The sequence below is a fragment of the Nonomuraea zeae genome (assembly GCF_005889725.1).
Classification (GTDB): domain Bacteria; phylum Actinomycetota; class Actinomycetes; order Streptosporangiales; family Streptosporangiaceae; genus Nonomuraea; species Nonomuraea zeae.
The window spans coordinates 40066-54217 of the sequence record NZ_VCKX01000007.1 but is presented as its reverse complement, the minus strand read 5'-3'; the positions used below and the strand labels follow the sequence as shown (position 1 = coordinate 54217).

Genomic DNA, 14152 nt, shown 5'->3' with positions numbered 1-14152 from the left:
CACTATTGACCTCATGATGAAGGAGAGGACCTGATGCTCGAGATCAGCGAGCTGCGCAAGCGCTTCGCGGGCGGCCCCGACGCCCCGGCCGGAAAGGTCGCACTGGACGGGGTCAGCTTCGCCGTGCGTCCTGGCGAGATGTTCGGGTTCGTCGGCGCGAACGGCGCGGGGAAGACGACCACGATGCGCATCGTCATGGGCGTGCTCCAGGCCGACTCGGGCTCGGTGACCTGGCAGGACCGGCCGCTCGGCTTCGAGGACCGGCGGCGGTTCGGCTACATGCCGGAGGAGCGCGGGCTGTACCAGAAGATGCGGGTCGCCGAGCAGATCGAGTATTTCGGGCGCCTGCACGGGCTGAGCGCGCCGGCGGCGAAGAAGGCCACGGACGACCTGCTGCAGCGGCTCGGGCTGACCGAGCGCAGGGGTGACGCGGTGCAGGCGCTGTCGCTGGGCAACCAGCAGCGCGTGCAGCTGGCCGTGGCGCTGGTGCACGATCCCGAGGTGCTGGTCCTGGACGAGCCGTTCTCCGGGCTCGACCCGATCGCGGTGGACGCGCTGGCCGCGGCGCTGGAGGAGCGGTGCAGGGGCGGCGTGCCGGTCATCTTCTCCAGTCACCAGCTGGAGCTGGTCGAGCGGCTGTGCGACTCGGTCGGCATCGTCTCGGCCGGGCGGATGGTCGCCACCGGCACGGTGGCCGACCTGCGGGCGGCCGAGGGCAACACGCTGCGGGTGGTGGTACGCGACCCGGCTCCCGGCTGGGCCGACGGCCTGCCCGGCACGGTCACCGTCTCCGGCGACCGGCATGTCCTGCGCAGCACCGACGGCGACGACCAGGAGATCCTGCGCCGCGCCGTGAAGGCGGGGCGCGTCGAGCACTTCGGGGTCGAGCAGCCGACCCTCACCGAGATCTTCAAGGAGGCCGTGGCGTGAACGGACTGATGCTGGTCGCCCGGCGCGAGGTCGCGACGCAGGTGCGGACGAAGGCGTTCCTGATCGGTCTCGCCATCACGGCCGTGCTGGTGGCGGTGGTGCCCTTCGCGGCCCGGCTCATGGCGGGGCCGGACTCGTACACGATGGGCACCGTCAACTCCCAGCAGCTGCCGCTGCAGGCGGCGGCGCCGGAGGCCGAGTTCGAGTGGCGCAGCTTCCCCGACGAGGCCGCCGCCAAGAAGGCGGTGCTGGCGGGGGACGTGGACGCGGTGCTGGTCAACGGCGCCAAGGTGCTCACGGACGGGGAGATCGACGGCCAGCTCGGCGTCCTGCTGCAGAGCGTCAACCGGGAGGCGAAGCTGGGCGCCGCCGGCGTGACGATCCCGCCGCTGCAGATGGAGTCCGTCGGCGCGGACACGCGTTACGAGGCGGCGCGCACCGGGATCGCCGTGGTGCTCGTCCTCGTGCTCTTCATGCTGCTCATGGGCCAGGTCATGATGGTCGCCATGGGCGTGGTCGAGGAGAAGGGCAGCCGGATCGTGGAGATCCTGCTCTCGACGCTGCGGCCGTGGCAGCTCCTGGGCGGCAAGATCCTCGGGCTGGGCGCGCTCGGCCTGATCAACCTGGTCACGATCCTGGTGGTCGGCCTGTTCTCGGCCACGGCCTCGGGGGTCGCCGCCGACTTCCCTCCCGGCATCCCCGGGCTGGTGGCGGCGGTGCTGGTGTGGTTCGTGCTCGGGTACGCCTTCTTCGCCGCGCTGTCGGCGGCCTTCGGCTCGCTGGTCTCGCGCCAGGAGGAGGTCGGCAGCGTGATGACGCCGCTGACCATGCTCATCATGATCACCTACTTCGTGGCCTTCTACGCCACCAACGACGCCACGGGCACGCTGGCCACGATCATGTCCTACATCCCGCCGTTCTCCTCGATGGTCATGCCGGTCAGGATGGCGGCGACCGAGGTGCCGATGTGGCAGGTCGGCGTGTCGATGGCGGCGATGGTCGTCGCCGTGCTCGTGGTGCTGGCGTTCGGCTCCAAGGTCTACGAGCGGGCCGTGCTGCGGACGGGCGCCCGGCTCAAGCTCGGCGACGTGCTCCGTTCGAAGTAGATGGACCCGGTCAAGCGGGCTCGGCTCCTCACCCGTGCGCTGCTGAACCTGGCGCTGGTGGTGATGTGGTCCCTGGTGGCCACCAGGCTCGCGGTCTCGGCCGGTGAGGGGGCGGCGTACTGGCTCACCTCGCTGGCCCTGATCGCGGCCGTCTGCTTCACCTGGCTCTACGTGCGCATCGTGAACGCCGTGATCGAGCGCCGGTACCCCACCAGGGAGATGGTGTGGGCCGGCGCTCTGGCCTTCCTCTCGGCGGCCGCGGGCGGGGGCGATCCCATCGGCTGGGGCCTCGTGCCTGTGACCTGGCTGTCCATCGCGGTGGTCGGCACCACGCGGCGCACCGCCGTGCTGCTGTCGGTCGCGGCGTTCGCCGGCTGCGTCGGGCTGGGCGCGCTGGGGCTGGCCGCGGGAGGCGCCGTATTCAGCGAGATGGGTCTGATCTTCAGTCTGTCGCTGCTGGCGCAGGCCGTGGTGTACGGGATCTTCTGCGTGACGCTCCCGCTGACCAACCGGCTGTGGGCCTGGATGTGGGTGCTGGCCGTACAGGCTCATGAGGGACGTGAGGCGCACACCCGGCTGGCGGTGGCCGAGGAGCGGCTGAGGTTCGCCAGGGACCTGCACGACCTCGTGGGACACCAGCTCTCCGCCATCGCCGTCAAGACCGAGCTGGCGGTACGGATGTCGGACGTGGACGCGAAGGCGGCCAAGTCGGAGATGTCCGAGGTCAACGCCCTCACCAGGAAGGCCCTGCGCGAGCTGCGGCAGGCCGTGCGCGGCTACCGCGAGCTTGACTTGACGGCCGAGCTGAATAGCGTAAAGGGAGTGCTCGAAGCGGCCGGCGTCCGTTGCGCGGTGCATCTGCCCTATCGCGACCTGCCCGGGGAGGCCGCGCCGGTGTTCGCCTACGCGGTGCGCGAGGCGGTCACCAACGTGCTCAAGCACAGCGAAGCGACGTTCTGCGACATCACGCTCCGTTTCACCGACCGGCAGGCGGAGCTGCGCGTCGTCAACGACGGCGCGGCCCGGCGGCAGGCCGCCGATCTCGGCACCGGCCTGGCCGGCATGCGAGAGCGGCTGGCCGCCGTAGGAGGCGAGGTGGAGGCCCGTCCGACAGCGGACGGGCAGTTCGTGCTCAGCGCAGTCGTGTCACTCCCGATTGGTGGGTAGGGGAGTCATGCCGGGGGTTTACCCGCGGTCAGCGCTTTGCGCAGGGGTTTGACTACGCTGTGTGCGTAACTGAGGAGGTGGCATGCGCGTCCGGGGCAATCCGAGAGCCCAGGTGGTGCGGATAGGTGCCCGGCTGGACGCCGGGACCTCCGCCGGAGTGCGTGAGCGGCTGCACAAGGCTCTCGACTCAGGCGAAGGCGACCTGATCCTGGATCTCTCCAAGCTGGAGATGATCGACGCCACCGGTCTCGGGGTGCTCGTGGGCTCGCATCGGCGCGCGATCAGCGAGCAACGCCGCCTCGTTCTTCGGGGGGTGCCACCACGGATCATGCGGATTCTCGCGGTGACCCGGCTGAATCGGGTCCTGCACGTAGAGGCGCCGGCAGCCGCGGTGGCCTGATGACATATCGGAGCGGGCGACGATCAGCCGTAGCCCGCTCTTTCCCGACTTAGACAAAATGTAGATTTCGGTTGTCCCGTGGAGTAGGGAAAACTGTCGGCGAATGGCGGTGATTATCCGGTGCTCAGGTCGTGCCGAGGCTCCTGATGAAGATGTGCACGGCGACGTCCACGAGTTGGTCGATCTCCGGCTGATCGTCGGAGAGGAGCCATTCGATGAGCAGTTCTTGTAGCGCACCAATTACACCGAGTGCTACCAGCCGCCGATTCAACCGGGCGGCCTGCGGGAAATCCGCCGACGCGTCCTCGACGAGCCGGGCGAACGCGTCCACCGCCCGCTGGCGGGACAGCGTGAGTACGTCGCCCGATCTGCGGACCTCCACGTGCATGATGCGTGCCCGGCGCCAGTCCGCCGTGGTGAACTCGATATAGGCGCGAATCCCCGCCTTGACCCTGCCGTCGAGCGAGTTCGGCGCCTCCTGTAACGCTTTGGCCACGACCGCGAGGCTTTCCTCCACACAGCGCTCGTGCAGCGCCTGAAGGAGCTCCTCGCGGCCGCCGAAACATTCGTAGAAGGCGCGGTTGGAGATCCTGGCCTCCGAGCACAGCCTTTCGATGGTCGTCGCCGTGAAACCCGGCTTCGCGTATAGCGTGTACGCGGCTGTCATCAGCCGCTCGCGTCTGTCTGCCAGCCTTTGCTCAGCCGACATTCCCCGGTAAGACCGGTTCACATTCCACCCGTCCAACATGATCGTGGCCCCCAGAGCACACAATTATGGACGGATGATCGGTTTTGGGAAAGGGCGCGAAGATTATCTCTTACGTCGCCCATGCAAGAACGTGACAAGTCTGATCAGCCGCTCAAGCTCTCCGGGGCCCCGGGTGAACGAAGTCAGGTTCATCCCCGGCATCGCGAAGCGCTGTCGCGAGATGGCCTTGGGCCTGGCGAACTCGCGCAGACCGTCGGCCCCGTGAATGCGGCCGAACCCCGAATCGCCCACTCCGCCGAACGGCAGAGCCGGAACTCCGGCGAAGGAAATGACCGAGTTGATGGCGGTCATCCCGGTACGCATCTTGCGGGCCAGCTCGACGGCCTTGCGCCGGTCGCGCGAGAAGATCGTGCCGCCCAGCCCGTACGCGGAGGCGTTGGCCAGGTCCAGTGCCTCCTGGCTGTCGCGGGTGCGCCGGACGGTGATGGTCGGCCCGAACGTCTCCTCGCGCACCGAGGGGGAGTCCTCGGGCACGTCCTCGACGATCACCGGATCCACGTACGACCCCCGCACGGAATCGGGCCCGCCGGTCACCGCCCGGCCCGACTTGGTGGCGTCGTCGATGTGCCGCTTGATGATGTCCACCTGGCCGGGCATCGTGATCGGGCCGTAGTCCTCGCCCGCCTTCACTTTCGTCACCCGCTCGGACAGCTCGCGCATGAAAGTTTCATAGACGGCGTCGACCACGTAGACGCGTTCGACGCCCACGCACGTCTGGCCGGCGTTGGACATCGCGCCCCAGAGGCAGGCGTCGGCGGCGGCCCGCAGGTCGGCGTCGGCGTCCACGATGAACGCGTCCTTGCCGCCGCACTCGGCCACGATCGGGGTGAGGTTCTCGGCGCAGGCCGCCATGACGCGCTTGGCAGTGGCGGTCGAGCCGGTGAACGCCACCTTTCCCACGCGCGGGTCGGCCGCCAGCGCTGCGCCCGTCTCGCCGAGCCCGGTCACGGTCTGGAACACCGGGTGCTCGGGCACCGACTCCTTGAACAGCTCGGCCAGCCGCACGCCGACGCCAGGGGTGAGCTCGCTCGGCTTGAACACGACGGCGTTGCCCGCGGCCAGCGCGTAGGCGATGGAGCCCATGGGGGTGAAGATCGGATAGTTCCACGGGCCGATGACGCCGACGACGCCGAGCGGGAGGTATTCGAGGGTGGCGGCGAGGTTGAGGCCGATCATGCCGCCGGAGACGCGGCGGCGGCCGAGGACCTTCGCCGCGTTGCGCGCGGCCCAGTCGAGGTGGCTGATGGCCAGCACGATCTCCAGCGTGGCGTCACCGGTGGGCTTGCCGGTCTCCTCGTGGACCAGGCCGGCCAGCTCTCTGAGGTGCTGGGTCAGTACGGCCTTGTAGTCGAGCAGGCGCGTCCTGCGCTCGGCGGGGGCGAGCGCGGCCCACCAGGCGGCGCCCTGCTCGGCCCGGCCCACGGCCTCGTGGACGGCGTCCGGTGTGTGCTTGGGGTGACTGCCGACGACGTCGCCGGTAGCCGGGTTGAGTGAGTCGAACGTCAGCGTCGTCATGGCGTCACGATAAACCGGTAAGCCATCGCTTACTAGGGTCAGGACCCCCTCAAGCGGCCCTCGCTCACTCCTCCGCGAGCCACGATCCGTGGAAGCCCGCGGGGACGCGCCGGGGCAGCCGGACGGAGGCCACGTCCGACAGGTCGCGCGCGTCGAGCACGAGCAGCTCGGACGAGTCGCCCGAGGTCACGACGGACAGCAGCCAGCCCTCGTCCTCGCCCGTGCCCCCTTCCGCGGGCACGAAGACCGCCTCCCCGGTGTCGCCTCCCGTCCTCCTCGTCCGCGCGGCTCCGTCGCGCTGGTCGTACTTGACCACCGCGTCGTGGCCCACGGTGTAGAGGTAGCGGCTCTCGCGCCCCAGCAGGTCCTCGTTGAACGTGGGGAACTCGACGCCGCGGTCGTCCAGCGGCTCCTCCTTGACGGCCCCGGTCTCCGGGTCGATCGTCCACCGGTGCAGCACCGCCTCACCGGCGGCGGCCGCCTGCCTGGCGGGGTCCGGGGAGCCGCTGATCCGGCCCCAGAGCGAGGTGAAGGCCCCGGGGGTATACCGGGCCGCGTTGAGTACGATGCGCCCGTGAGCGTCCTCCCAGGCGTTCCCGACGTGGAAGACGTAGCAGGGGTCGATGTCGAACCACCGGGTCCGCCCGCCGGCCCTGGGCGTCACGCCGATCCGCGCGCCGTAGCCGTCCTCCCAGTCGTACGGCATGCCGCCGCGCCCCAGGTCGAACACGACGGGCAGGTCGAGCCAGACCAGGTGGTGCTCGGTGACGGCGAAGTCGTGCATCATCGTCGAGCCCGGCACCTCGATCTCCCTGCTCTCGACCAGCTCGCCGCCCGCCGACAGCCGGTGGTAGGTGAGGTAGGGAGGGAAGAACCCGTAGCCGAAGAAGTGCAGGTCGCCGGTGAGCGGGTCCTGCTTCGGGTGCGCGGTCATGGCGGTGGCCAGCCGCCCGCCGAAGTCGCACGGGCCCACGGTCTCCAGCTCGGGCGTCACCTCGTAGGGGAAGCCGTTCTCGACCAGCGCGAGTATGCGCCCGGAGTGCCGGATCACGTGCGTGTTGGCGGAGACGGCGGCCCGGTCCACCCCGGTCTCGCCGACGAACGGCGCTCCCTCGGTGAACTTGCTGGTGCGCACCCACCGGTTCCGGTACCACTCGGCCCGGCCGTCGCGCAGCCGCACGCCGTGCAGCATCCCGTGGCCGCCGAACCAGTGGCCGGGGTCCTCGCCGGGCCGCGGGTTGGGCCCGTTGCGGACGTAGCGCCCGGTCAGCTCGGGCGGCAGCGCACCGGTGACGGGAAGGTCGTGGGCGTCGACCTCGTCGGGAACGGGAGCCAGCGGGCCGGTGAGGTAGTCGGGAAGAGTCATGAGAAAACGGGCTCCAATCGTGATAGGTCAAAACTAGAACGTTCACTATAGACCTGTCAACATTGGAACGTCGGGGCATGAAGAGCCAGAGGCCGGGTGGCCAGGCGCTCAGAAGAGGGTCGGGTTTTCGGGCTCGATGCCGCGCAGGGCGTCGTAGTCGAGGGTGACGCAGTCGATGCCGCGGTCGGCGGCCAGCACGCGGGCCTGCGGCTTGATCTCCTGCGCCGCGAAGACGCCGCGCACCGGCGACAGCAGCGGGTCGCGGTTGAGCAGCTCCAGATAGCGCGTGAGCTGCTCCACCCCGTCGATCTCGCCGCGGCGCTTGATCTCCACCGCCACGGTCGCCCCGACCTTGTCGCGGCACAGGATGTCGACCGGCCCGATCGCCGTCATGTATTCGCGGCGGATCAGCGAATAGCCGTCGCCCAGCGTCGTGATGTGCTCGGCGAGCAGCTCCTGAAGGTGGGCCTCCACCCCGTCCTTGATCAGCCCGGGATCGACGCCCAGCTCGTGGCTGGAGTCATGGATGATCTCCGCCATCGTCAGGACCAGCTTCTCGCCGGTCTTGCCGTGGGTGACCGTCCAGGTCTCGCCGTCCTCTTTGAGCTTGCACGGCGGGTTCATCCAGTTGAGCGGCTTGAAGGCGCGGTCGTCGGCGTGAATGCTCACGCTGCCGTCCGCCTTGATCAGAACAAGCCTCGGCGCCATCGGCAGGTGCGCCGTGAGCCGTCCGATGTAATCCACGCTGCACCGCGCGATGACCAGCCGCATGACGCCCAACCTTAGCGGCTCTGGAAAACTGGACGCATGGCGTTTGAACGGGTGGGAGTGGTCGGGCTGGGCACGATGGGTGCCGGCATCGCCGAGGTCTTCGCGCGGGCCGGGCTGCGCGTGATCGGGGTCGAGGCCGATGCCGAGGCGCTGGCCAGGGGGCGCGGGCATCTTGAGCGCTCCACGGCCCGGGCGGTCGACAAGGGCCGGCTGACCCGCGAGCGGCAGGCCGAGATCCTCGGCCGGGTCACGCTGACCACCTCGCGTGCCGACCTGCGCGACGCCGACCTGGTGATCGAGGCGATCCCGGAGGTCCTGCGCTACAAGGTCTCGCTGTTCGAGGAGCTCGACCGGATCTGCAAGCCGGAGACGGTGCTGGCGACCAACACCTCCTCGCTGTCGATCACCGCCATCGCCGCCGCCACCGGGCGTCCCGGGCGGGTGGTCGGAATGCACTTCTTCAACCCCGCGCCGGTGATGAAGCTGGTCGAGGTAGTCGGGACGGTGGTGACGGCGCCGGGCGTGCTCCAGGAGATCTCCGAGCTGGCGGGCCGCCTGGGGAAGACGGCCGTGGCCGTGGGCGACCGGGCGGGCTTCGTGGTCAACCGGCTGCTGCTGCCCTATCTCAACCACGCCGCCGTCCTGGCCGACCAGGGCGTGGCCGGGCGCGACGGCATCGACGCCGCGATGCGGCTGGGCGTGGGGCTGCCGATGGGGCCGTTCGCGCTGCTCGACCTGATCGGGCTGGACACCGCGTACGAGGTCATGGGGGTGCTGTTCGACGAGACGCGCGACCGGCGGCACGCGCCCGCGCCGCTGCTGCGCGAGCTGGTCACCGCCGGGCTGCTCGGCCGCAAGTCCGGGCGCGGCTTCTACGACGGGGAGCCGCGGGAGGAGCAGGGGCCACGCGCCGAGTCCGCCACGTTCGACGTCGTGGGCCCCGGCGCGGAGGAGCTCACCGATCGGCTGCTGGCCGCGGGGTTCAAGCCGTCCGGCGACCCCGCCGTCGTGCTGCGCCCGGCCGACCGGCCGGTGATCGAGCACGCCGTACGCCTCCAGGACCCCTCGACGATGGTCGGCGTCCACCTCGTCGGCGACCGGGTGGCCGAGCTGGCCGCCACCGCGCTGACCTCGGACGCGGCCGCCCGGGCCGCCCGCGACCTGATGCGGGTCGCCGGCCTGACGCCGGTCCCGTGCAAGGACAGGGCGGGCTTCGTGGTGGACGCGCTGCTCTACCCCTACCTCAACGACGCCGTCAGGATGTACGAGTCGGGCTACGCCTCGATCGACGACATCGACGTGGCCATGCGCCTGGGCTGCGGCTACCCGTCGGGCCCATTCGAGATGCTGGAGTCACTGGGCCTGGCCCGGGTCAGAGAAGGCCTGCGCGCACTCTACGCCGAGCATCGAGAGCCCTCCTACGCGCCAGTGCCCCTGCTGGATCAGCTCGTCACGGCCGGTGTGAGCGGTTTCCCCCGTCGATGAGCCCCCGTCGCGCCCGCCGGAGGGAGTCCTCCCGCCCTTTCGGCTTCCCCACCGGCCTGGACAAGGTGGAGGAATGGCCGGACGGCGAGTGGAAAGTACGCATGCTCAGCGGCGCCTCCTCGACGAAGAACTACCGTTGCCCGGGCTGCGACCAGGAGATCCGCGGCGGCCAGCCGCATCTCGTCGCCTGGCCCAACTGGACGGGCGGGGACGATGAGCGCCGCCACTGGCACACGGCCTGCTGGCGTAAGAGACTCGACCGCGGCCCGGGCCGCAGCCGCTACTGAAGGCCGTGGCCCATGCTCCAGCCGTTACCGAAGGCCGTAGCCAGGGCCGCAGCCGCTACTGAAGGCCGCGGCCCGGGCCGCAGCCGCAATCTGAAGGGATCCATGGTGGAGATTCGCGCGGCCACGGTGCTGCCCGCCCGGCGGGAGCCGATCGAGCTGCACACGGGCGACGGCCTGACCCTCGTCGGCGAGCTGGCACTGCCCGCCGACCGGCCCCCCGTGGCGACGCTGGTGACTCTGCACCCGCTGCCCACCCACGGCGGCTTCATGGACAGCCACGTCTACAAGAAGGCGGCCAACCGCCTGCCCGCGCTGGCCGACCTGGCCGTGCTGCGCTTCAACACCCGCGGTACCTCCTCGGAGCGCGGCACCTCGGAGGGCGCCTTCGACGGGGGAGAGGGTGAGCGGTTCGACGTCGCCGCGGCGCTCGAATACGCCGAATATCACGACCTGCCGCATGTGTGGGTCGTCGGCTGGTCGTTCGGCACCGAGCTGACGCTCAAGTGGGCCCACGATCCGCTGGTCGAAGGAGCGATCCTGCTCTCGCCGCCGTTGCACCGGGCCACCGACGCGGACCTGGACGCCTGGGCGCGGTTCGGGCGGCCGCTGGTGGCGCTGGTGCCCGAGTTCGACGACTACCTGCGGCCGGAGGAGGCCCGCGCGCGCTTCGCCCGGGTGCCGCAGGCCGAGGTCATCGGGGTGGACGGGGCCAAACACCTGTGGGTGGGCGAGCCGTACGTGCGCATCGCGCTCGACGAGATCGTCAAGCGGGTCAACCCGGCCGCGCATCCGCTGCCGACCGAGGTGTGAAACGGAGACGGCCTGCTGATCTGACGGATATTTTTGGACATGTCGAAGTTTTGAAAGAAACTTTGAGCAGAATGACCAAAACCTGGACGCATGCACTGACGCGGGTGAGAATCCGATCGTCAACCGAAGATCGTGGAGACGCCGGGCGACTGTTGTCCCGCGCGTAACCCCTGCTCACCATGGGCGAGGATCGATGCGGGTAGTGCGTGGGTTGGTTGCGGCAGTGTTGGCATTATCGGCCTTGGCGGTGCCTCTTCCGGCCACCGCCGAGCCGGAGCCGGTGACACCGGCGGTGGAGCCCGTACCGGGCCCGCCGGAAGAGAGCGCGATCGCGCAGGCCCGCCGAGCGGGCAAGCCCGTCGAAGTGGAGTCGCTGCGCAGCGAGACCCGTCAGGTCTTCGCCAAGCCCGACGGCACGATGACCCTCGAACAACACGTCCGGCCGGTGCGGGTGCGCCAGGGCGACCGCTGGGTCCCCGTGGACACCACCCTCCGCCTGCGCCCCGACGGCGCCATCGAGCCCGTCGCCGCGGCGGTCGGCCTGACCTTCTCCGGCGGCGGCAACGCCCCGCTGGCCCGCCTGGCGCGCGGCAGCAAGACACTCGAGCTCGGCTGGCAGGGCACGCTGCCCAAGCCCACGCTGAACGGCGACACCGCCACCTACCCCGAGGTCCTGCCCGGCGTGGACCTCCAGGTCACCGCGGACGTGGACGGCTTCTCCCACCTCCTGGTGGTCAAGACGCGGGACGCCGCGCTCAGCAGCGCGCTGACCGAGCTGACGTTCCCGCTGTCCGCCAGCGGCCTGTCGCTGGAGGCGGACAAGGCGGGCAACCTGGAGGCCGTCGACGACAACGGCGGCACGATCTTCATCGCGCCGACCCCGACGATGTGGGACTCCGAGGGCGCCCCGAGCCGGCAGGCGGTCAAGGAAGGCCGCGCGCCGGAGGCCCGTCAGGCCCAGATGGGCGTGGAGCTGAGCGGCAGGAAGATGCGCCTGCGGCCGGACCGGAAGATGCTGTCCGACCCGAAGACGCGCTTCCCCGTCTACCTGGACCCGTACTTCTCGGCCGCGCGCGGCGCGTGGACGGCCGTCTGGAGCAACTGGCCCAACTCCAACTACCTCAACTCCAGCGACGTCGCCAGGGCCGGCCACGTCAACTCGCAGACCAACCGCTCGTTCTTCCAGATGAACACCGGCGCGACCATCCACGGCAAGCAGATCATCAAGGGCACGCTGCGCATGTACGAGACGTGGTCGTACTCGTGCAGCGCCCGCAAGGTCGAGGCGTGGGCGACCAACACGATCAGCAAGGCCACGACCTGGAACAAGCAGCCCGCCTGGGTCACGAAGCTGTCCACGGTCAACGTGGCCAAGGGCTGGGGCTCGGCCTGCCTGCCCGGCGGCGTCGAGTTCGACGTCACCCCGCAGGTCGTGAACGCCGCCGCCAACAAGTGGGCCAACATCACCATCGGCATCCGGGCCACGAGCGAGACCGACGTGTACGCCTGGAAGAAGTTCAAGAACAACCCGAGCCTGGTCATCGAGTACAACTCGCTGCCCGCCGACCCCGTGGCCGCCGACGCCTGGTCGGACCCGGGCGGCCCCTGCGTCTCCGGTGACGGCCGGCCGGTCATCAGCACCGCCACGCCGAAGCTGTGGGCCAAGCTGAAGGACGCCGACAACTCGGTCAAGGGCCGCTTCGAGTGGTACAACGAGGCCGGCACCAAGACCGGCGAGTACGTCACCGCACTCGGCTCGACGGGCACCGCCTTCTACGCGACGATCCCGCAGAGCCTCTACGCCGACGGCTCACTGGTCCGCTGGCGCGTCCGCGGCGAGGACGGCAAGGCCAACAGCGCGTGGAGCCCCTGGTGCGAGGCCACCGTGGACGCCACCGCCCCCGGCCGCGAACCGATCGTCACCTCGCCCCAGTTCACCGAGAACGGCTGGAGCGACGGCGTCGGCCTGACGGGCTCGTTCACCTTCGACCCCAACGGCATCACCGACGTGGCCGCCTACGTCTACGGGCTCGACACCACGCCCAAGACCGAGGTCGCCCCCAGCTCGAACGGCACGGCCACGATCCAGCTCACCCCGCGCCACGACGGACCCAACGTCCTGTCGGTGCGCAGCAAGGACCGCGCGGGCCAGCTCGGCCCGATCCGCACCTACGTCTTCAACGTCAACTCGGGCCGCCCGGCCGCCGGCCACTGGGCGCTGGACGAGGGCCAGGGCACGGTCGGCGCCGACAGCGCCGGCGCCCACCCCGCCACCCTGTACGGGGCGACCTGGACGAACGGCAAGACCGGCATGGCCCTGCGCCTGGCCAACAGCTACGCGCAGACCGCCGCACCGGCCGTCGACACCAGCCGCAACTTCACCGTCACCACCTGGGCCAGGCTGACCGGCACCGCCGCCTCCGCCACCGCGGTCACCCAGGAAGGAAGCCGCAACGGAGCCTTCTCCCTGCAGTACTCCAAGACCGACGGCCGCTGGGCGCTGGCCGTGACGGGCTCGGACACGGACGGCGCGCCGGCCGTGCGCGCCCTGTCCGCGGCGGCGCCGAGGCTGAACGAATGGACCCATCTGACCGGCGTCTACGACTCGGCGGCCGGCCAGATCTCGCTCTACGTGAACGGCAAGCTGGAGGGGACGGCCGCCGTCACACCACCGTGGAATGCCACAGGCCCCCTGACGATCGGCCGCGGAAAGGTCAACGGGGCGGCTTCGGACTACTGGCCCGGGGATGTCGACGAGGTGCGGGTCTACGGCCGCGCCATGTTCGCCGACGAGGTGGCCGATCTGGTCAACAGCGCTGCCACGCTGGTCGGCCACTGGAAGCTGGATGAGGAGTCCGGCTTGTCGGCCGCCGAATCCTCGGGCCGGGCGACCGCCGCGACGCTGTCCGGAGCCGCCTCGTGGACGTCAGGCTGGCTGGACGGCGCGCTCGCGCTCGACGGCGTCAACGGCTACGCCCAGACCACCGCGCCGGCGATCGACACCCGGTCCGGCTTCACCGTGAGCGCCTGGACCCAGCTCGACTACCTGCCCACCGCGGACACCGCCGTCGTGGCCCAGCCGGGCAGCCGGGCAGCCGGATTCCAGCTCGGCTACGACAAGACACAAGGGCGGTGGGCCCTGGGGATGGCCGCCGCCGACACCGATGCCGCCGCCCTCGTCCGCACCCGGTCCGACGCGATTCCCGCGCCGCTGGAGTGGACGCACGTGGCGGGCGTGTACGACCCGCTGGCCGGAGAGCTCCGCATCTACGTCAACGGCCAGCTGTCCACCACCACCATCACCGACCACGTCAGCGCGTGGAACGCCACCGGCCCGCTGCAACTGGGCCGGACCAAGACGGCCGGAGCCTTCACCGGCTACTGGCCGGGAAGCGTGGACGACGTCCGCACCTATGACGGCGTCCTGAGTGCCGAGCAGATCGCCCAACTAGCCGCTCAATAACCCCCGCAAAGTGTCCCAGTAACCGTCCCGTTAGCACCCCCGACTGGGAGAGGTCATGGACCTGCCGAGTGAGTTAGACCTGC

At 70.2% G+C, this 14152-nt stretch carries 12 protein-coding genes; 8 read left to right on the top strand and 4 right to left on the bottom strand.

The window, feature by feature from the left end:
- The first annotated feature begins 33 nt into the window (after positions 1–33).
- The 4 genes from ETD85_RS03860 to ETD85_RS03845 all read left to right on the top strand — a co-directional run bounded on the left by ETD85_RS03860 (position 34) and on the right by ETD85_RS03845 (position 3603).
- Complete coding sequence (locus tag ETD85_RS03860; RefSeq protein ID WP_138688185.1) at positions 34–930, top strand: ABC transporter ATP-binding protein; 897 nt, start codon at positions 34–36, stop codon at positions 928–930.
- Positions 927–2036 (top strand): ABC transporter permease, encoded by a 1110-nt coding sequence (locus ETD85_RS03855; RefSeq protein ID WP_138688184.1) that lies wholly within the window; start codon positions 927–929, stop codon positions 2034–2036. The genes ETD85_RS03860 and ETD85_RS03855 overlap by 4 nt, the downstream gene beginning before the upstream one ends.
- Positions 2037–3203 (top strand): sensor histidine kinase, encoded by a 1167-nt coding sequence (locus ETD85_RS03850; RefSeq protein WP_138688183.1) that lies wholly within the window; start codon positions 2037–2039, stop codon positions 3201–3203. It abuts the gene before it with no gap.
- Between the two features lie 82 nt (positions 3204–3285).
- Positions 3286–3603 carry an STAS domain-containing protein gene (locus tag ETD85_RS03845; RefSeq protein WP_138688182.1) on the top strand — a complete coding sequence of 106 codons (318 nt, stop codon included), beginning with the start codon at positions 3286–3288 and terminating at the stop codon, positions 3601–3603.
- 124 nt (positions 3604–3727) lie between these two features.
- Here ETD85_RS03845 and ETD85_RS03840 read toward each other — a convergent pair whose 3' ends face one another.
- From ETD85_RS03840 to nucS, 4 genes are all read right to left on the bottom strand, one after another.
- Positions 3728–4312 carry a TetR/AcrR family transcriptional regulator gene (locus ETD85_RS03840; RefSeq protein ID WP_138688181.1) on the bottom strand — a complete coding sequence of 195 codons (585 nt, stop codon included), beginning with the start codon at positions 4310–4312 and terminating at the stop codon, positions 3728–3730.
- A gap of 102 nt (positions 4313–4414) precedes the next feature.
- Positions 4415–5887, bottom strand: a complete 1473-nt coding sequence (locus ETD85_RS03835) for an aldehyde dehydrogenase family protein (RefSeq protein ID WP_138688180.1) — start codon at positions 5885–5887, stop codon at positions 4415–4417.
- Between the two features lie 64 nt (positions 5888–5951).
- Positions 5952–7253, bottom strand: a complete 1302-nt coding sequence (locus tag ETD85_RS03830; RefSeq protein ID WP_138688179.1) for a carotenoid oxygenase family protein — start codon at positions 7251–7253, stop codon at positions 5952–5954.
- 108 nt (positions 7254–7361) lie between these two features.
- Positions 7362–8024: an endonuclease NucS gene (gene nucS / locus ETD85_RS03825; RefSeq protein ID WP_138688178.1), complete on the bottom strand. Its 663-nt coding sequence runs from the start codon at positions 8022–8024 to the stop codon at positions 7362–7364.
- 36 nt (positions 8025–8060) lie between these two features.
- On the opposite strand from nucS, the gene ETD85_RS03820 reads away from it, so the two are divergent.
- From ETD85_RS03820 to ETD85_RS03805, 4 genes are all read left to right on the top strand, one after another.
- Positions 8061–9509, top strand: a complete 1449-nt coding sequence (locus tag ETD85_RS03820) for a 3-hydroxyacyl-CoA dehydrogenase (RefSeq protein WP_138688177.1) — start codon at positions 8061–8063, stop codon at positions 9507–9509.
- Complete coding sequence (locus ETD85_RS03815) at positions 9506–9796, top strand: ATP/GTP-binding protein (protein ID WP_138688176.1); 291 nt, start codon at positions 9506–9508, stop codon at positions 9794–9796. Before ETD85_RS03820 ends, ETD85_RS03815 begins: the two co-directional genes overlap by 4 nt.
- 105 nt (positions 9797–9901) lie before the next feature.
- Complete coding sequence (locus ETD85_RS03810; RefSeq protein WP_138688234.1) at positions 9902–10606, top strand: alpha/beta hydrolase; 705 nt, start codon at positions 9902–9904, stop codon at positions 10604–10606.
- 247 nt (positions 10607–10853) lie between these two features.
- Positions 10854–14069: a LamG-like jellyroll fold domain-containing protein gene (locus ETD85_RS03805; RefSeq protein WP_240778943.1), complete on the top strand. Its 3216-nt coding sequence runs from the start codon at positions 10854–10856 to the stop codon at positions 14067–14069.
- Positions 14070–14152 lie beyond the last annotated feature (83 nt).

Coding starts and splice junctions, on each gene's coding strand:
- ETD85_RS03850 (WP_138688183.1), top strand. CDS start 2,037: ATGGACCCGGTCAAGCGGGCTCGGCTCCTCACCCGTGCGCTGCTGAAC.
- ETD85_RS03840 (WP_138688181.1), bottom strand. CDS start 4,312: ATGTCGGCTGAGCAAAGGCTGGCAGACAGACGCGAGCGGCTGATGACA.
- ETD85_RS03815 (WP_138688176.1), top strand. CDS start 9,506: ATGAGCCCCCGTCGCGCCCGCCGGAGGGAGTCCTCCCGCCCTTTCGGC.
- ETD85_RS03845 (WP_138688182.1), top strand. CDS start 3,286: ATGCGCGTCCGGGGCAATCCGAGAGCCCAGGTGGTGCGGATAGGTGCC.
- nucS (WP_138688178.1), bottom strand. CDS start 8,024: ATGCGGCTGGTCATCGCGCGGTGCAGCGTGGATTACATCGGACGGCTC.
- ETD85_RS03830 (WP_138688179.1), bottom strand. CDS start 7,253: ATGACTCTTCCCGACTACCTCACCGGCCCGCTGGCTCCCGTTCCCGAC.
- ETD85_RS03860 (WP_138688185.1), top strand. CDS start 34: ATGCTCGAGATCAGCGAGCTGCGCAAGCGCTTCGCGGGCGGCCCCGAC.
- ETD85_RS03835 (WP_138688180.1), bottom strand. CDS start 5,887: ATGACGACGCTGACGTTCGACTCACTCAACCCGGCTACCGGCGACGTC.
- ETD85_RS03820 (WP_138688177.1), top strand. CDS start 8,061: ATGGCGTTTGAACGGGTGGGAGTGGTCGGGCTGGGCACGATGGGTGCC.